The following is an 18,759-nucleotide window of genomic DNA, read 5'->3' on the forward strand; positions in this document are numbered from 1 at the left end:
GGCGCCGGGAAGGTATCATCCGTCCGTAAAACCGCAGCAGGCGCGGAGCTGAACAGAGCCATCATGGAAATAGACCATCTTCTCCCCATCACCACACGGCGGCAATTAAGAACGTGGCTGGAAGAGAACCACCGTTCCTCCCCCTGCTGCTGGGTTCCCACCACGCGGAAGCCTTCCCCCCATGCCATCCTTTACCTGGACGCCGTGGAGGAAGCCCTGTGCTTCGGCTGGATTGACAGCACCCGCAAAAAAACGTCTTCCGGCATTCTGGCCCAGCGCCTCACCCCGCGTTCCAGGGGGAGCAAGTGGTCGGAACTGAACAAGGAACGCGTGCGCCGCCTGGACAGGCTGGGACTGATGACGCCCCATGGGAGGGAGTGCCTGCCGGAGATGGACCCGGAAGCTTTCCGGATTGATCCCGGCATTCTGGAAGCCCTGCAACGGGAGCCGCAGACCTACGCCAACTTTCTGGCCTTTCCCCGCCTGTACCGTCATGTGCGCCTTGACACCATCCAAATCAAGAAAAACCAGCCGGAGCTGTTCAACAGCCGCCTGGAGAAATTCATCAAGAATACCCGGGAGAACAGGATGTACGGAGAATGGCATGACGGAGGCCGGCTTCTGGAAGAATGAGCAGCAGGGCCGTTCCGGCTCTTGTCCGGAACGGCCCTGAAGGGATGGAGAGCGGGCGTCTCCGCTCCACTCTCCACTCTAAAACCTTAACTCTCCTTAAAAGTCATAGCGGTAGCCCACGCTTCCGTTCACCGAGCTGGCCCCGTCACGGAAGTCCGCGTTGCCGTCCACAAAGACCGTTCCCTGCGTTCCCACAGGTACGCTCAGGCCCGCTCCGATTTGAAGCGCCGTCGTTCCTACCTTGGCCCCCCTCACCGTCTGCATGTAACCGGGGTTGGCCAGCAGGCCCACATTGGCCTGTCCGCGGCGGTCTCCCATGTCCTGGGCCGCGTTTACGCGGAACTCGGCCAGCGCCTCGCGTCCGAAGATGTTGCTGCCTACCAGCCCCATCCAGCGGCCGCCCAATGCTACCATTCCCGTGGTCAAATCCTGTTTGGCAACGTTCAGGCCCATGTTTCCGGCTCCCGTTTCCGTGTAACCGTCCATACGGGTGGTTACCACCGAGACGTTGGCCAGCGGTTGCAGGATGCTGCTCTTGTCTTCGTTCAGATAGACGTCGTAGGTGAGTTCATACATCGCCCCAAAGCCCCAACCGTTGGTGTCTCCGTGCGTGCCGTAGCTGCCCGCTCCATAATTGACGTTGCGGTTGAGCTTGGCGTCGTTCCACCCGCCCGTCAGGATCAGCGTATGGGCCCATCTCTTGCTCTGGTAGCGACCGAAGAGGTTGACGAAGTAGCTGTCCAGGTGACCGTCCGCCGTATCCGCCGCGCTGGCCGTCAGGTCCCCGTAGTTGGCCGTGAAGGCCGCCCCCATCGTGAAGTGGTCGCTGAGGTCCACGTCCATGCCGACGGTTCCGCCCCAGGTGGTGAGCTGGTAGCCGCTTTCATCCCCTTTGGTGTCCAGCTTGGCGTAGGAGCCCGTCCCCTGCACCCACATGTGGAAGTAGGGGAGGTCTTCGTTGATGTAGGCGGGGTTGACGCCCATCTGGTTGGTACGGTTGCGTATCCAGGTCATCTGGTCGCGCAGGGCGTCCCGCTGGGCGATGCCCAGGCTCGTCACCGTGCTGCCCGCCGCCGCAGCCAGGGCATGCCTGGCGGCGGAGGGGTTGTTCGTCATGTCATTATTGAGGGAGCTCAGGAAGTCCGTGAGCGCCTGGTCCACGGTTCCGTGCCGGGCGGCTTCCCATACCAGGTTGGCGCCCGCCGTGGAGTTGGCCGTATCCGCCACGCCGGCGTAAATATTGTCCGTTTGTTCTTCCGCCTTGAGGACAACTTTATCCCCTTCCTGCACCAGATGCGCATTCTTGTAGTACGTGAGGAACAGGCCGCCTACCGTCAGCGTATTTTCTCCCAGTTGAATGGTTCCGCCCCCGGTGAGTTCCATCAGGGTAAGTTCCATCGGATTGCCGGACTTCCAGGTGATGTTGATCCCCGGAAGGCTGGTCACATGGAAGGAAGCGCCGTTTTCAATGACGATGTCGCCGGAGGACTGGATGAAGGTGGAGACCAGGTCTGCGTCCGTGTTCACCGCAAAGGTGGTGGTGGAACCGCTGCCGAAGGCGGCGCCGTCCACGGTCAGGGTGGTATTGAGCGCCGTCAGCGCGTTGTCACTGGCCTGGACGGTCAGATTGCCGTTGTTCACCAGCTTGCCATAGGAGAGGTGGGCCCCATCCACATCCGCCTTCCCCTGGAGGACCAGGTTCCCGCCGCTGACCGTCAGGTCCGTATCCGCCCCGGAGCTGCGCAGAACCTGCGTGCCCGCGCCGGAGACGTCCAGCGTTCCGGCGCCCAGTGTTCCGTCAAAGGTGTACGTCTGGCCGGAAGCCGCCTGGATATTCAGGGTCTGTCCGTTCAGCGTCAGGGTTCCGGAGCCTTTCAGGCCGCCCGCGCCGCTGTCCGCTCCCAGGCTCAGGGAACCGTCCAGGTCCAGCACCACGCCGGAAAGCGTACTGTCCGCGGCCAGTCCCAGGGAAGCGCCTTCCGCAAGATGGAGCGTGCCCGTTCCGCTGATTTCCGCATGGGAAAGATTGTCCATAACGCCTGTAAGCGTGAGCGTTCCGCTGGCGCCGATGTCCAGCTTGCCCCCGTTGGCGCCAGTTTCCAGCGTCTGCGCCGTGGCATGGCCTCCCACACCGATCACCGCAAGAGAACCCGCATCCGTTGAGTCAAGCCGCAGGGCTTCCACATTGGCCGTGCCGTTGAGCTGGAGAGTTCCCTCCTGCGCAATGGCATCCCCCGCCAGCGTCACATCCCCGGACAGGGTGAGCTTGTTGGCTCCCGTCTTGACCAGGTCCGTATTGGCTGCCGCGCCGTCCACGCCGCTGATGTTTCCGGCAAAGACGGTATCCACCCCCGTACCTTCATGGAAGAGGTTGTGTTGCAGCTCAATGCTTCCCTTGTTGTCCGCCGTGTTGGTGACGATGAGGTTGCCCGTTCCTGTACCCGAACCGGGGGCCGTCAGGTTCTTGATGACCATGGAACCGTCCGACTGGACGTAAAGGTCCTGGTCCACAATCACCGCCTGGTAGAAGTTGAGGGCTTGGTTCGTGACCGGATTGTCCGCAGTGCCCGTGCCGTCCACGGAGGACACGTAAACGAGGTCCGTATCACCGGACAGGACGATGCTGCCTCCGTTGACATCCACAATGCCGAAGCCCAGGGCGGCGAAGAGGGGATTGGCCGTGATGTGGCTCTTGAGGGTTTCAAGGTCCTGAGCAAAGCCGCCGTTGGTGAGCAGGATTTCCAAATTGCCGCCCGCCGTTTTCATGGCATCCATGACGCTGGTGAGGTCCAGTGTGAGCGTGGAGCCGTCTCCGAAGGAAATGCTCCCCAGGTTGTCCCCGGTTCCGTTGAACTGGATGAGGGCGTCCGCCCCCGTGAACGGGTCGCCGGAGATATTGTCAGCGCTCAGGGCCAGGCTGCTGCCCGTCCCGCTGACGGTCCAGGTGGAACCGTTCTTGAGGCCGTTGATCTGCGTGCCTGCCGTGGTGGTGGCTACCGTTCCCAGCCTGGAAGCGTCCAGGCCGCCCATGGAGATATTGCCGGAATTGGCAATGGCATTGACATTCACCCGGTTTGTAGCCGTTCCGGCGTAGTTCCCGGCATTTGCCAGGCCGCCGGACTGGATAAGGATGTTGGTTGTGGCGGCTGCGTCAGAGAGGTCCAGCGTTCCCCGGGCCAGCGTCAGCGTGCCCGTCAGTCCGTTGGCGCGGTCTCCCACGGCAAAGGTTCCGGTGGTGTTCACCATCAGGCTGCCCGCACCCGTGACGGTGCCGGCCCATGCGGCATTGTCCCCCGTGCCGTCGCCCAGCTGGACCGTGGCGTTCTGCTCAATGCTCATGGCCCCCGTGCTGGTATTCGCGCCGGTCAGGATGAGCTTGTCCGCGCCCCGCACGTTCAGACTGGCGGTGTCAATGACGTTGCCGGCATAGAGAAGGTCCTTCCCCGTGCCGCTGTAATTGACCCGGAAGGTGCCCGCGCCGCCCAGGGAGGCGCCCTTCAGGAATTCTCCCGTTCCCAGCGTGGCCGCCGCGCCGCCGCTGCCGAAGGACATGACTCCGTTCCCCTGTCCGGAATTCAGGGTTCCCGTGAAGCCCGTAAGGTTGCCGGTGAAAAGGACCGTCAGCGTGGGATTCCCCGCCAGCGTCATGCCCAGATTGGCCCCGGCCTCGCCCGTCAGGTCACCCGCCAGGGTAAGCGTCTGGTTGGAGTTCCCGTTCAGCCAGCCGCCGCCGGCCGCTACATGGATGTCTGCATTCACCGGATTGGCGGAATCACTGACAAAAAAGCCGCGGCCGTCCAGTTCCAGGCTGGCCCCGCCGATGGCGGCGGCATTGGCAAAGCCCACTTCATTCCACGCGGCGTTGGTCCCGGCGCCCACCAGTCTCATGGTGCCGGTAAAGCCGCTGTTGTCACCGGTGACGGAATAGCGGCCTCCCCCGGGGTTGGCTCCCCCTTCCTTATGGCCCAGGACGAGGGTGCCGGCTCCGGTGATGCGGCCTGAAAGGATATCCGTGTTGACGGTGTTATGGGCCCGGTTATCCCGGATTTGAAGTGTTGCATTTTCTGCGATGGAGATATTGCCGCTCCAGGTACGGGTGGCGCTGTTGGCGCCGATGTCATAGAACAGGGTTCCTCCGCTGACGGTGATGGCTCCGGTGAAGGTGCCGTCCAGCGTCGTGCTGATGGTCAGCATGCCTCCGCCGAGCTTCACGATTTCCCTGTTGCCCAGGTCCTGGGTATAGGTGGCCCAGGCGACGTCGTTGCCATTGGTGTCCACCCGGACGGCGGCCGTACTGGCCGCGGCGTCAATGAGGCCGGAAATGTCCTGTGCGGCTCCCGTTCCGTACATGAACGTGCCTCCGGCAAAGATAAGCTTGTTGGTTGCCACCAGGCCCGTCGTGCCGTCCGTGGTTCCGGCCGTGTTGAGCACCAGCGTGCCCCCGGCCAGGGTTACCGTTCCCGTGCCCAGGCCCTGCACAGCGTTCAGGTTGAGGGTGCCGGCGGAGATGGTCGTACCGCCGGAGAAGGTGTTGGTTCCCGTGTTTTCAATGGTCAGCTCCCCTTCCCCCCGTTTGACGAGCGCCACCGGAGAGGCCCCGTCCACAAGGGCGCCCGTGCCCGTGAAGGTATAAGCCGTATCCGTATTATTGACGGTAACGCGGGCGGCTGAAACGTCGCCGTCCAGCGTAACGGAGGAAGCGGCCACCCCCGCCAGGTCTTCAAAGTTGGCGGACTTCGTGGCGTCATAGGCCACAGCCGTTCCGTCCTTGTCCAGCCAGATGGCTTCCCCGCCGGACACGGTCCAGGTTCCCGCCGCGCCGCCGTTCCAGTTAAGGGCTTCCCCCAGAGCCTTCACGCGCAGGTAAAGCGTGTTTCCCATCAGTTCCAGAACATAACTGTAATCACCGGAAAGCCCGGCGGGATCAAAGGTAAAGTTGCTTGCCGTGAGCGTGCCGAAGCTGTCCGCGGTGATCAGCCTGTAGTCGTTCTCCATGGTCTGGTCTACCCCGCTGATGGTCAGGGTCAGCGTTCCCTCCGAATTGAAGGAGAGCGTACCGCCCGACTGGATGACGGAAGCGCTGGCGGAATTCATCCCCGTCAGGTCCATGGTCAGCCCGGAAGCCTGGGACAAGGTCATGTTGCCCGCGGAGGTAAGCCGCGCACCGGCGCCCAGCGTAATGGAGTTGCCGAAGGTGACGCCCCCCGCCAGTCCGAAGCTGAGCTCTCCGCCGGAGACCGTCAGCGCATTCGCAAAGCCGGCGGCGGAACTCAGCGTCAGCTTGCCCGTGCCGCTCTTGGTGAAGGCGTTCCGGCCATCCAGCACTGTTGCGTTGGCAATGGTGGCGTCCGTTCCTTCCCCGGCGGAAATCTCGTCAAACCCGGAAACCGTGGCATTCGCGAACATGTCCGCACGCGTCACGCCGTTCAGGTTCAGCACGCTTTTGGTGACGGTATCTCCCCGGCCCTGCCCGGAAAGAGTGGTTGTTCCGGTAAAAACAACGTCATTGCCTGTAATGGTCACGTTGGCCAGCGCCGTGGTCAGGGAAGTGCCGTTAACCTTCTGGCCACCCGCATAAATGGAGGCATTGTTGAAGGTTCCTCCGCTGATGGAAAGGTTGGATTCTCCAATGGTCAACGAGGAACTGGTATTGTTGCGTTCCACATAGGAACCCAGGGATATTTGCGCTCCGTCAAATGTACCCCCTGTAATGGTGATATTGGTAGAACCGATATTCCCGGTCAGGGCAGCAGTAGCGGTTCCATTAATGTAGGAACCGCCCCAAATCTGGCCTGTATACGTGCCGGATTTGAACGTCAGATTGGTTGAGCCTGTAATATTGAACGTGCTTTCTCCGGTTTCCACCCAGCTTCCCCCGGCAATCATGGCCGCCACTGTGCCGCTGCCCAAATCCAGCGTCATGTTGGTATCAGTCAGATTCCAGGCAGAGGTGCTCAGACGGGCGCCCGCAAAAATTTTCTTGGTTCCGTCCCCTGAAAAAGTAGCTCCCGTGATGGTTGTCGTCACTCCCTGTGCGAATAAACTTTGTGCAAAGGTTCCTCCTGTAATCTCCATGGAAGCGGACGAATTGGCTGCAATATTTGCGGCGGAACCTGCCGCGGTAGCATCGGACAAGCCATACACGTTCCCGTTATATTGGCCTCCCGTAATTTTTAATTTGGCCGTATACGCATTTGTCCCGTCTCCCAACTGGACGAGGCCCCTTCCCAGAAGGGCAACAGAGCCGTTAAAAGTCCCGCCGTCCAGATTTAAGGCAACGTTCCCGATAATGGTTGATTTTTGGCCCACACCGCGCGTCGTCCCAGCCGTCACCAACTGTGCGAAAGTTCCTCCGTCAATGGTGAATGTGACATCTCCCGTGTGGCGGAAGGATTCCTGTCCCAAACCTATACACCACCTGGCATCAGGTGAGCTAACCGAAGTTCCGGCCCATTCCCCCCCATGGATATTGACAATATACGTCCCTGTCGTCCGGAATGCATCCGCCTTGTTGCCATCACCTACCAGGCAGAGGCCGTTGATCGTCCCTGCATTCTGGTCTACATTGAGAGTGATGTCAGCCGCCACTACCCGGTCCTGGTTGCTCCACCCCATCAACTGAGGATTTGTATTCAGCAGCGACGTTCCGGCTCCGATATTGACCACAAAGGAATTAGTTCCTCCCATGGTAACGCCGCCAGTGGTGCCCCCAACATTCCATAACTGCAACTTGGTATAAGTTCCGCCTTCAAGATTGAGAACCCGGTTATAGCCGTCCTCGTAGGTTCCGCTTCCGGTAATATCCGTTAAATAAATGTCTCCGGGGGACTCTGCCTGAGTCACCGGGTTCCCTGCCGGAGGCGTAATCGTATACTGGTCGTCGGCAAAGGAAATGGTGGTTTCCCCATTGCCCGTTAATGTATAGGCGGACCACGCCGGAGAAATGAAACAAGCCAGAAGAGCGGACAGGAGAGTGAGGGGCAGGTGCGGTCGCATAAACTATAAGGTTTTGATAATGAATAATAAATTATATACCAGACTATATTGTTAGTAATAATTAACGGATTTAAAATCCGGAAATGTTCATGAATGAGGCCAGATAATGGTTTAAATACTGATAATGCCCGTACTTGAAACGGACGCTGCCTCTCCTCTCCTGCTCCATCCCTCCAGCCATTCATCTGCCCTAAAGCGCTTGGCCTCAAAAATTGTCATTGACTCCGGATTTTAAATCCGCCCAAACATTGCCCCACTTCTTCCATCCATCGCGGACTGCATGCAGGAAAAAGTGATTTCTTGTCTTGCATTCCCATGGAAGTGCCTGTATAAGCCTCCACGTCCCCGCCTGCAAGGCAGGAACACAGCATTCAAGGTCAGGGAGCGGTAGCTCAGTTCGGTTAGAGCGCCAGCCTGTCACGCTGGAGGTCGCGGGTTCGAGCCCCGTCCGCTTCGCCACCTTGTCCAGAAGAAACAGCCGCCTCCGGGCGGCTTTTTTTGTTCCCGGAAAGCCCGGGACCTGGGAAACAGGCACCCCGGCGGGAATGTTTTACTGGAAAAGGAGGCCGCAACCCGGTAGAATAGGAGCCAGCATTACAATCATGAGCATACTTTCGGACCGTCTTTCCGAGGAAATACTGCAAGCCCGCCAGCGCGTTTACACCGTTGGCGAACCAACTCCTCTTCAACGATTGAATCTGCCGGGCATCAAGGCTCCGGTGTACGCCAAAAGGGAGGACCTGGGACCCATCCGGGCCTATAAATGGCGCGGAGCGTTCAACTGCATGGCCGCACTGAGCCAGGAAGCGCGGGACAAGGGCATTGTGGCGGCCTCCGCCGGCAACCACGCCCAGGGCGTGGCCCTGGCGGCCAGCGTCCTGAACTGCCATGCCACCATTTTCATGCCCCGTTCCACGCCGGAAGTGAAGCAGACGGAAGTGCGCCGCCATGGCGGGAAACACGTGAAGATCATGCTCCACGGGGACTGTTATGACGAGACGGCGGCCGCCGCCCATGAGTACGCGGAAACCCACGGAAGCACCTTCGTACACCCTTATGACGACCTGGTGACCATGGGGGGACAGGGAACGCTGGCGGATGAAGTGATCATGAGCGGTGAAGGACCGTTTGACCGCGCTTATGTAGCCATCGGCGGGGGAGGACTGGCCGCAGCCGTAGCCTGCTGGCTGAAAAAATTCTGGCCGAACATCAAGGTGATTGGCGTGGAAGGCGTGGACCAGGCCTCCATGAAGACCTCCATGGAGCAAAACCACCGGGTGAATCTGGATTACGTGGACGTGTTTTGTGACGGCACCGCCGTCCACATTCCCGGAGAACTGACCTATCCCCTCTGCCGGGAGCTGATTGACGAGTTCGTAACCGTCACCAACAACGAGGTATGCCAGGCCATCAGGGCCATGTGGGAGTCCTCCCGCGTGGTGCCGGAACCCTCCGGGGCCATGAGCCTGGCCGGATTCCTGAAACAATGGAACCAGGGTGAAGTGAAGCCGGATGAAAAGAGCTTCGTGGTCATCTCCGGCGCCAACATGGATTTCACCCACCTCACCCAGATCGCCCGCCAGGCGGGCATCGGCAACCATGAAACGCGCTACCTGCGCATCTCCATGGATTCCAAGCGCGGGCAGGTGCTCAAGTACCTGCGCCACATTCCGCAGGATACCACGCTGGTGGACGTGCAGTATGGCAAGACGGAAGGGGCCGCCCAGTATCCCGTGTTCGGCATTGCCGCTTCCGACGAGGATCTGGACACCATCCGCACGACGCTGAAGAAGAAGGGAATCGAGTTTGAGGACATCAGTGAGGATGACGACGTGCGCTTCCGCATGATTCACTACCAGGCGGAGCTGTGCCAGCACCCCCTGTTCGTCCACATTGAATTTCCGGAACGCGCCGGGGCCTTTCTTGACTTCATGGAGCGCATCGCGGACCTGGCCTCCCTCTGCTACTTTAACTATACTTATACCGGGGAACGCGTGGGCCGCGCCCTGGTGGGCATGGAGTTTGATTCCGCGGAAGACCGGGAGACCATCAGGGAACGCATGGGCGCCTTTTCCAAGAATATCATCCGGTCCATCCGGGAGATTTCCCCGAAGGCGTTCAACCGGATCATGGGAAGTAAATAGTTAATAATTAACAGGTAATAGTTAATATTCATTAACTTTTCACTGGTGCTTCCCCTCCCATGCTTCCCCCCGTTATCCTAGCCTCCCAGTCACCGCGGCGGCGCGATTTGCTGGCGAAGGCCGGCGTGCCTTTCTCCATCGTCATCCGGGATACGGAGGAGTTGAAAGACGCCGACCTGCCTCCGCAAGAACTCTGCCTGCACAACGCCAGAGCCAAAGCGGAAGCGGTGTTCCGGGAACATCCGGATTCCACCATTATCGGCGCGGATACGCTCGTTTTTCTGGACGGCCTTCCCCTCGGCAAACCGCAGGATGCGGAGGAAGCCCGCACCATGCTCCGGATGCTCTCCGGGCGCACGCACCACGTGTGCACGGCGGTCTCCATCCAGTCCCCCCTGGGAATGAAGGATATGGCCGTGCTGACGGAAGTCACCTTCCGGACACTGGCGGAGGAAGACATCCGCCGTTACATGGAGCTGGTGGACGTGATGGACAAGGCCGGGTCCTACGCCTTCCAGGAACATGGGGAGATGATCATTTCCTCCGTGCGAGGCGATACGGACAACGTGATCGGCCTGCCTGTCGGGGACGTCATGAAGTGCCTGCGCGACTGGGGCTATTGAGCATCCAGATTGCACCGGTCTTCTTCATCAGGGCTCCATTCTGCGGTTTCCCCGCCATCAAAGGGGAATCATTTTTCCGCCAGGAATGAACTGAGCTTGTTATAAAACGCCACGGGGAGCACGGCTTCCAGCAGGGTGCCTTCCTCCACATATTCCGTGGAGAGAACCTTGCCTTCACTGTGCATGGCGGCCACCAGATCGCTCCGGGTGTAGGGAATCAGGAAGCTGGCGCGCCGGACGCGGCTTTCCAGCATTTCCACACAGGCGTCCAGCAGGTCTTCCGCGCCCTGTTCCTCCTGCACGGACATGGGTATCACCCTGCCGTTGAAATGGGGTTTCAACAGGGCTTCCAGCGTGTGGCGCTTCTCTTCCGGGACAAGGTCCACCTTGTTCAGAACCACGATCATGGGCTTGTCCCCCGCGCCCAGCTCGCTGAGCACTTCCAGCGTGGTTTCATAATGGCGCACGGCTTCCGGATCGGAGGCGTCCACCACCTGCACCAGGAAATCCGCCAGCACGGCTTCCTCCAGCGTAGACTTGAAGGCCTCCACCAGACGGTGGGGGAGGTTGCGGATGAAGCCCACGGTATCCGTCAGCAGCAGGGGCTGGCCGTGCGGAAGTTCTATTTTCCGCGTCGTGGTGTCCAGCGTGGCAAAGAGCATGTCCTTCGCCATGACCTCCGAGCCGGATACCAGGGACAGCAGGGAGGATTTTCCGGCGTTGGTGTACCCCACGATGGCAGCCGTGGCGATCGCCTGGCGTTCCCGTTCCTTGCGCTGTGTGGCACGCTGCCTGATGACCAGGGCCAGTTCCTTCTGAATGGCCTCAATCCTGGCGCGCGCCAGGCGGCGGTCCACTTCAATCTGCTTTTCACCTTCGCCCCTGGCGGCTCCGCCGCCGCCCTTCCCGCCCCCGGAACCGCCGCCCTGGCGGTCCAGGTGGTTCCACATGCGGGCCATGCGGGGGAGCGAGTACTGCATGCGCGCCAGTTCCACCTGGAGGGTGGCCTCCCGCGTGCGGGCGCGCCGTGCAAAGATGTCCAGAATGACCTCTTCACGGTCAATCACGCATTCGTCGATCAGCCGTTCCCATTCCCGCTGCTGGGAGGGGGAGAGCATGTTGTCAAACACCACGCAATCCGCCCGACAGTCCAGGGCCAGCTGCCTTACTTCCTCCGCCTTGCCGGTGCCGCACAGGAATTTGGCGTGCACGTCACGGGATTTAACCAGGTGCTTGCCTACAATGCCTATGCCGAGGTTGGAGACAAGGTCTTCCAGCTCGTCAAGCATGGCCTGTTTCTCCCCGGCCTCGGAGGGGTCAAAGTAGATGGAAACGAGCATGGCCCGTTCCACCATTTCCGGTTTTTCGCGGATTTCAAACATGGCGGCCGGTTAACGGAATTGCTTGCTGGAGGTGGGCGTGTAGTCCTTCAGCGCGAAGTCCGCATGCTTGTGACAATCACAACCGCATGAAGAGAGGAAGCAGGCAGTACATGCCAGCGTCAGAAAGCTGATCAGTCTCATGCGGCTATGAGAGCCGCACAGAGTACCCTAGGCAAGCAAATTTTACTGCATGCGCGGCGTTTTCCCCACAGGATCGGGGTCCGGAGTCCTTTCCATGGATGATTCCTCCAGGGTCATCACGGCTTTCCTCCCGGCTTCCGGCCAGGGCTGCGCGATGTTAATGGAGAAAGGAACAGTCAGGTCATAGCGGAGGTCGCCCACGGTTCCGGATTTCACAGCCGTTCCCATGACTTTTCCATCTTCCAGCTTCAGGGCGCCGCACTGCACCACGGAATGCCCCACGTAATCGTCCGGGGCGGCCTCCGGAAAGTCTTCAGCCAGCCTGCCCAGAAGGACGGACATGTCAATGTCCGCGGCCTTGCCAGTTTTCAGGTCACACATCTTCAGGACAAAAGTGGCGTTGTCCGTCTGAATGCCGATCACGACCCGTCCGGAAGGTTCATCCACAATGATCTTGTTGAGGGAATTCCCGGAAGGCAGCTTGAAAGAGGCCGCCTCCCGCCCCTCCCGGAGAAAGACGACCTTATCCATGGAATCCCCCAGTTGGGGACCAAAGAAAGAAACGCTCCAGCCTCCGGGCAAAACACCGGAGTAGTAGGGACTGGCGGGAACGGCTGCATCAGCGGACGAGCTTAAAGGGAAAAGCAGCAGGAAAAGTGCGGCAGGAATAAGAGATTTTTTCATAACCAGCATTGGCAATTGTTTTCCCTGTACCACTCCCCCCGCCGAGCGGCAAGTTTTTTCAATACAATAATTTACTCCTCATCCGGGGGCTCTTCCTCCTCATCCAGACTGCTCATCCACAGATTCCATTTTTCAATGAAGGAGCGGTCCATCTGGAGCAGGGCGTTTTCCTGCTGGGTGGGGGAAATGGTTTCCGTCAGGCTGCCGAAGATAAGAAGCGGCTTGGAGTACGTATCCGCCAGGGAGGCAAATTCCGCAGGCTGCTTCTGGCGGCATTCCCGTGCCAGGGCGTACAGGGAATTGAACGGAAGTTCATTCCAGCTCACCTGGTACGCGTCACTGCCTTCCCGGCTGTCCTGCGGCTCCACGGTCAGCAGGTGTCCCTTGATTCCCGTCAGGCGCACTTTGGAGCCGTCTTTCAACACAAGGTTTTTCCCGGGCTTTTTTTCCAGCAGGCCGGGCAGGATTTTCTCCATGCGGGTAAACAGAGGCCGCATCTGGTCCGTCATTTCCCGGCGCGCAGCCAGCCTGGCCTTCACCGCCGGAGAAGACACCACGCCCTCCGCCGCAAGATAGGCGGCGGAAACCTTTTCATAATCACCCGTTTTCTTCATGATGCCAGCCGCTTCCCGGCAGACGTCCTCATAGCTTCTGGACTGTGCGGCCAGCAGGGCTTCCCTCCTCTTTTCCTCCTCCTGCGCTTTTTTCCTTTCCTCCTCCTCTTTCAGTTTGGCCATTCTCACGGCTTCCGCCGCCTCCCAGTCCCGCGCCGTCTGGTACTGCATTCTCAGATGGTCCAGGATCCCCTCCAGCGCGGCATAGGCCGGAGGCATGGAGGCTACTTCCCCATTCATCATCTGTTCCCGCAGAAAGTCCGCGGCGGCCTGTTTGGCCTCCACCTCCGCCACCGTCTTTTCCGGCATGTCCTGGAGGCGTTTCAGGCGGTTGTACTGCGCGGTATACGGCTTCAGGTTGCTGAGCCATGCGGAAGCCAGTTCACGAATATTTTTCTCCCGGTCATCCGCGGCCTCAGCAGCCACCCGGTCCAGAAAGGAGCCGTATTCCGGCCATTTACCGGCCAAGTACCAGGATTTCAACGCCATGCCCGCGTAGTAATGCACGGCCAGGTCAGAGCTGGACCGCAGCCCCGGCATTCTGGAAGACCAGTCCCCGGAGCCCAGGTACATGACCAGGTTACCCACGTCCCGGGCGCGTTCCAGCTCCGCCGGGTCCTTGCAGGCCTCCACTTTTCTGGACAGTTCCTCCAGCCGTTCCACCCCTTCCGGGAACTGGCCGCGCATCCACAGGCACAGAACCTGGTTCAACCCGGCCCAGAGGGAGGTGGAAAGGGGACAGTCCGGCTGGTCCGCCAGGTCACCGAACATGGCGGCGGCTTTCACTATATCTCCCCGGTTGAGGGATTCCTGGGCTTCATTGAACAGGTTGCCGAAGCGGATGCTGCGTTCCAGCCGGGATTCCGCCCCTGCCCAGTCCTCCGGAGCCGTTCCTTTCCCGGCGGTGGGGGGAAGCGCTGGAGGGGATGCGGCGCGTGATGCGGTGCGCCCCTCCTGCCATGCGGACCACCCCCAGATGCCGAGGCCCAGCGCCACGACGGCGGCAACGGAGGAGACGGCGATGATGCGGCATTTCCTGCGCCGGGCGCGGCGGCTCTCCGCCGCACGCCGCTCCGCCCAGGTGAGGCCGGATTCCTGCATGGCCCTGTCATATTCCCCCAGGGCCTGCTCCACGGCATCCATTAATTCCGGATAGGAGGAGAACCGGTCCTCCTTATTAAAGGACATCAGCTTGTCCACGATGAAGCAGGTCATCGGGGAGATGTCATTGACCAACTGGTCCAGGCGAGGAAGGTTTTTTTTGGTCTCCAGAAGAACATCGGAAGACTGGGAGGCGTCCACGCGCGGAGGAGCGCCCACCAGCATATGGTACATGGTGGCTCCCAGCGCGTACATGTCCGTCCGGAAGTCTTCCTCACCCCGCAGCAGCGTTTCCGGAGCGGCGTAATACGGGGTAACCCATATTTCCCGTTCCACGTCGGACTCACTGTGAAGGAGGGACAGGCCGAAGTCCACGATTTTGGCAACTCCGTCCGGAGACTGGAGGACGTTGGCCGGCTTGATGTCCCGGTGCATGAGGCCCGCATTCCAGGCGGCATCCAGCCCGCGCACCATGTCCAGCGTCAGGCGCAGCACCTTGTCCTCCGGCACGCGTTCCTCCGCGGTAATCAGGGAGTCCAGGCCGCTGCCCTCCACCAGTTCCATGGCAATGTAAAAAAGCCCCTGGTCATGCCCCACGGCATAAATCTGCACCAGGTTTTCATGAGAGACCCGCGCCATGATCTGGGCCTCCCGCTCAAAGCGTTCACTGCGCAGGACATCCCCGGCATAGGTATCATTCAGCACCTTCAGGGCCACCTCGCGCCCCAGCACGGAGTCCTGCGCACGGTACACCACGCTCATGCCGCCCTTCCCCAGCTTTCCGGTAATCCGGTAGGGGCCCATGCGCGTTTTCACGCGCGTCAGCGCCTGGCAGCCCGGGCAGATGGCATTGGCATACGGCGGGAGCTGGGAGACGTCCATGGCCTGCCCGCATTCCGGACACTCAATGATGTTGTCTTGCTGGGGGTTCATGAATGCGGGAGGAAAAAGGAAGGGGAAAATCGGCGGCGCGGAGTTTTTCCTGCCTATCCGGAAAAAGCTCCCTTCCTGACAAGAGCAGGGAGGGACCCCGTACAGAGCCCCTCCCGCAAATTTTCAGTTCTCCTGTCAGGCCAGGGCCGGCAGGGAGGCAGCCGCTACGGCCTGGCCGTGGCGCTTGGTCTTTTCATCCGGCACGCGAAGCTGGATTTTCAGCTCGGGGAACTCCGTGCGCAGCACTTCTTCCGCCTTGTCAATGATGATCTGGCCGCCGTCTCCGGAAGCCACACGGCCCAGGAAGAGCAGGTTGCGGAGGTCATAGAACCGGGCGTAGTGGGCGATGGCATAGCCAAAGTGCACGCCGATGGTTTCATAGATCTTGCGGGCGCGTTCGTCGCCTTCCGCCATGGCGGCCTGAACCTTCTTGAGCTGTTCCGGGAAGGGCATGCCGTCAAACTGGAAGCCCGCACGGGGAGCCAGACGGGCCACGGCCTGCTGGGAGAAGTAAAGGGCGCCTACGCCCATGTCCTTGGACCATTCGTCCACGCCGCCTTCTTCAGAGTAATCCACGGGGGCGAAGGCCAGTTCATTCAGCCAGGGCTTGATGTGGCCTTCCGGGTCCACATAGCCGGCGGCCTCGGAGGTGCCCATGGCAACGCCCAGAACGGCGTTGTCATTCATGCCCATGGCTCCGGCGAGGGCGGTGACTTCACCGTCATTCACCACTTCAAAGGGGATGTTGTTCCATTTTTCCTTCTGGAGGGTGCGGAACACCTTGCCGAGGGTCTTTTCAATGTCTTCCTGGCTGACGCCGCGGAAGAGGGAGGAGGTGCGCACTTCACTGTTGATGATCACGCCGGCGGAGGAACCGCCAATGGCGTCCACGCGGGGAAGATGGGCGGCGGCGCGTTCCAGGGAGTCCTGGATGCCTTCAATGTGGTACTGAGGGTCTTTCTGGAAGTAGGGGTCCCAGACCACTTCTTCAGAGTAGACCACCTCGCCGTTGACCACGGCGGCGCACTTGCGGTCGGAACCGCCCAGGTCAAAGCCGATGCGGTAGCCATCCAGGTTGCGGCCCAGGGTCATGGAGCCGGAGTATTCCGCAGGGAGGTCTTCCACGGCCACCTTCTTCACTTCAATCGGGGAGCCGTAAATTTTCTTGCCGATGAAATCCCAGTCAAATTCGCGCGCGCCGCCCTTGCAGTAGCGGGAGGCCAGCATGTCCGCAATGGCGTCATCCCCGGCGACGAGGATGATATTGCCGCCCTTCTGCCACAGCAGGAATTTCACGATGCGTTCCACATATTTCTCATTCAGGGCAACGTTTTCCCCGGTGTGGGGAAGCAGCTTGCCGGACCAGCGGAAGCAGGTTCCGTCATTGCGGGTCAGCGCGATGTCCACTTGATGAGAAGCAGGATCGGCGGCGGCTTTGGCTTCAAAAGCTTGATTCCAAAGGATGGCCGGCACGAAGCCGGGGTCCAGCACAGGCGTGATTTTGGGTTGAATGTTCATGGCAATAATCCGTTGGAAACGTAGCATACCCGCTTTTCGTTGAAAAGTATTCATTCCCTTTCCCTGTGATTTTTTTTGGCCCGTGCAGGCGGATAGCTCACTTTCTGCTGGAAAATTGCCGTGTTTTCACTAAAGAAGCAGGAGCCCTTTTTTCCGGCGTGGCTCTCCGGAGGACCGGCCCACTCCACGCACACATGTTCCATGAATGAATTAACGGACCAGCTTATTACCCTGTTTTCCTCCGCCCTGATCGCCGTCATGTTCATCACTCTGGCCGTGGGAGTGTTCCGCCAGGCCCAGGAGCCGAATATCCGGCGGCCCCTGAAATGGCGCGTCCCCGTGGACCATCTGGACATGCTGGACATCGCCATGTGCGGCATCATCGTCCTGTATTTCAGCATGGGGGCGCTGATGGCGGCGGCCACGCCTCCCGGCGCGTCCGCACCGCCCACCACCACAAATATGGAGCTGGACGGGTACAAGATTTTCAACGGCACATGCCTGAACCTCATCCTGGCCTTCGTCCTGCTGGTGCGCATGTTCCACACGGGCAGAATGGAGGCGCTGGGGCTGAAAAAACATTCCCTGAAAGCCCTGGTTTACGCCCCCGTGGCGGGCTACCTGCTGGTGCTGGTCATCCACTTCCTGCTGGACCGGGCAGGCCTGTTCCTGTGGATTGAACAGGTTACGCACGCTCCGGCGGAACAATCCATCGTCTCCGTGCTGAGAAATTCCAGCGACATTCCCCTGATTACGGTCATCTGCTTCAGCGCGGCCATCGCGGCCCCGCTGGTGGAAGAGCTTATCTTCCGCGGCTACCTGTATCCAATCATGAAGAAGTACACGGGCGCCTGGTTCGCGCTGGTCACTACGTCCCTGCTCTTCGGCATCATCCACGTCAGCCTGGTGCCATTCATCCCCCTGGCTATCTTCGGTGCCATGCTGGTGCTGCTGTATGAATACACGGGCACCCTCTGGACGCCCATCATCGCGCACTGCATTTTTAACACCGCCACCCTGATCAACATTCTTTACCCCGGCGTCCTCCTGCCCTATGGCACCTGATCCCATCATCCGGCAGGTGGGGGAGGACGCGCTGGTGGCCCGGCTCCTGCCCCTGATACCTTCCAACTCCGCCCTGGTGACGGGACCGGGGGACGATTGCGCCGTGGCGCGGAGTTCCGGCGAACGCCAGCTGCTCCTGAAAACGGACTGCGTGGTGGAGGGCATGCACTTCCTGCCCGGCACGGATCCCGAACTGATCGGACGCAAGGCGCTGGCACGGGCCGTTTCAGACATTGGAGCCATGGGCGGCACTCCCCTTCACGCCCTGGTAACCCTGTTTGTGCATGCGGACCGCCCCGTCTCCCAGGTAGAAGGAATTTACCGGGGAATGGGACGGCTGGCGGAACAGTTCGGCATCAGCATTGCCGGAGGGGAAAGCTCCGGACTGCCCGCAGACGGCCTGATCATCAGCGTGGCGCTGACCGGGGAGGTTCCGGAAGGAAAGGCCGTTCTGCGCAGCACGGCACAGCCGGGCGACCTGATTGCCGTGACGGGCGTGCTGGGCGGCAGTTTCCCCACGGGGCACCATCTTTCCTTCATTCCGCGGGTCAGGGAGGGCGGCATTCTGGCCGCCTCCGGCCTGGCCACCGCCATGATGGACCTTTCCGACGGGCTGGGGACCGACCTCCCCCGGCTGGCGAAGGCTTCCGGGCTGGGCTTCCGCATTCATGAAGAACTCCTGCCCGTGCGCCCGGGATTTACGGCGGCGCAGGCCATAGGTGACGGGGAGGATTATGAGCTGCTGGTGACCTTGCGCCCCGGCGACCGCGAGCAGGCCGTCCGGCTGGCAGCGGATCATTTTCCTGAAACGCCCTTCACCGTCATCGGGGAAATGACCGCGGAACCCTGCTCCGCACTTCCGGCGGGTTACAGGCATTTCCACTAGCGGCATTAAGGAAAAACCGTGGGGAAGCCAATGCAAGAC

General features: G+C 60.4%; 11 protein-coding genes and 1 tRNA gene. 6 read left to right on the top strand and 6 right to left on the bottom strand.

What is annotated here, in order from left to right; translation table 11 throughout:
• Positions 1-63 precede the first annotated feature (63 nt).
• Positions 64-633: a YdeI/OmpD-associated family protein gene (locus ABGM91_RS03290; protein WP_354833645.1), complete on the top strand. Its 570-nt coding sequence runs from the start codon at positions 64-66 to the stop codon at positions 631-633.
• Positions 634-729: 96 nt separating this feature from the next.
• On the opposite strand, the gene ABGM91_RS03295 is transcribed toward ABGM91_RS03290, so the two are convergent.
• Positions 730-7,629 (bottom strand): autotransporter-associated beta strand repeat-containing protein, encoded by a 6,900-nt coding sequence (locus ABGM91_RS03295; RefSeq protein WP_354833647.1) that lies wholly within the window; start codon positions 7,627-7,629, stop codon positions 730-732.
• Between the two features lie 381 nt (positions 7,630-8,010).
• Here ABGM91_RS03295 and ABGM91_RS03300 point away from each other — a divergent pair.
• From ABGM91_RS03300 to ABGM91_RS03310, 3 genes are all read left to right on the top strand, one after another.
• A tRNA-Asp gene (locus ABGM91_RS03300) sits at positions 8,011-8,088 on the top strand.
• Between the two features lie 143 nt (positions 8,089-8,231).
• On the top strand, positions 8,232-9,773 hold the full coding sequence (locus ABGM91_RS03305; RefSeq protein ID WP_290566442.1) for a pyridoxal-phosphate dependent enzyme: 1,542 nt from the start codon (positions 8,232-8,234) through the stop codon (positions 9,771-9,773).
• 59 nt (positions 9,774-9,832) lie between these two features.
• Positions 9,833-10,396, top strand: a complete 564-nt coding sequence (locus ABGM91_RS03310; protein ID WP_354833650.1) for a Maf family protein — start codon at positions 9,833-9,835, stop codon at positions 10,394-10,396.
• 68 nt (positions 10,397-10,464) lie between these two features.
• Here the strand turns inward: ABGM91_RS03310 and hflX are convergent, their stop codons facing one another.
• From hflX to ABGM91_RS03335, 5 genes are all read right to left on the bottom strand, one after another.
• Complete coding sequence (hflX, locus tag ABGM91_RS03315; protein ID WP_354833652.1) at positions 10,465-11,778, bottom strand: GTPase HflX; 1,314 nt, start codon at positions 11,776-11,778, stop codon at positions 10,465-10,467.
• Between the two features lie 9 nt (positions 11,779-11,787).
• Positions 11,788-11,919 (bottom strand): hypothetical protein, encoded by a 132-nt coding sequence (locus ABGM91_RS03320; protein WP_286010576.1) that lies wholly within the window; start codon positions 11,917-11,919, stop codon positions 11,788-11,790.
• 42 nt (positions 11,920-11,961) lie between these two features.
• Positions 11,962-12,603 carry a hypothetical protein gene (locus tag ABGM91_RS03325; RefSeq protein WP_354833654.1) on the bottom strand — a complete coding sequence of 214 codons (642 nt, stop codon included), beginning with the start codon at positions 12,601-12,603 and terminating at the stop codon, positions 11,962-11,964.
• Between the two features lie 71 nt (positions 12,604-12,674).
• Positions 12,675-15,251 carry a serine/threonine-protein kinase gene (locus tag ABGM91_RS03330; protein ID WP_354833656.1) on the bottom strand — a complete coding sequence of 859 codons (2,577 nt, stop codon included), beginning with the start codon at positions 15,249-15,251 and terminating at the stop codon, positions 12,675-12,677.
• Positions 15,252-15,386: 135 nt separating this feature from the next.
• Positions 15,387-16,769 carry an ROK family protein gene (locus ABGM91_RS03335; RefSeq protein ID WP_215427006.1) on the bottom strand — a complete coding sequence of 461 codons (1,383 nt, stop codon included), beginning with the start codon at positions 16,767-16,769 and terminating at the stop codon, positions 15,387-15,389.
• A gap of 201 nt (positions 16,770-16,970) precedes the next feature.
• On the opposite strand from ABGM91_RS03335, the gene ABGM91_RS03340 reads away from it, so the two are divergent.
• Positions 16,971-17,834 (top strand): type II CAAX endopeptidase family protein, encoded by an 864-nt coding sequence (locus tag ABGM91_RS03340; RefSeq protein ID WP_215427005.1) that lies wholly within the window; start codon positions 16,971-16,973, stop codon positions 17,832-17,834.
• Complete coding sequence (gene thiL, locus ABGM91_RS03345) at positions 17,824-18,720, top strand: thiamine-phosphate kinase (protein WP_354833659.1); 897 nt, start codon at positions 17,824-17,826, stop codon at positions 18,718-18,720. The genes ABGM91_RS03340 and thiL overlap by 11 nt, the downstream gene beginning before the upstream one ends.
• The last annotated feature ends 39 nt before the right edge of the window (positions 18,721-18,759 follow it).

The sequence above is a fragment of the Akkermansia muciniphila genome, assembly GCF_040616545.1.
Lineage (GTDB): Bacteria > Verrucomicrobiota > Verrucomicrobiia > Verrucomicrobiales > Akkermansiaceae > Akkermansia > Akkermansia muciniphila_E.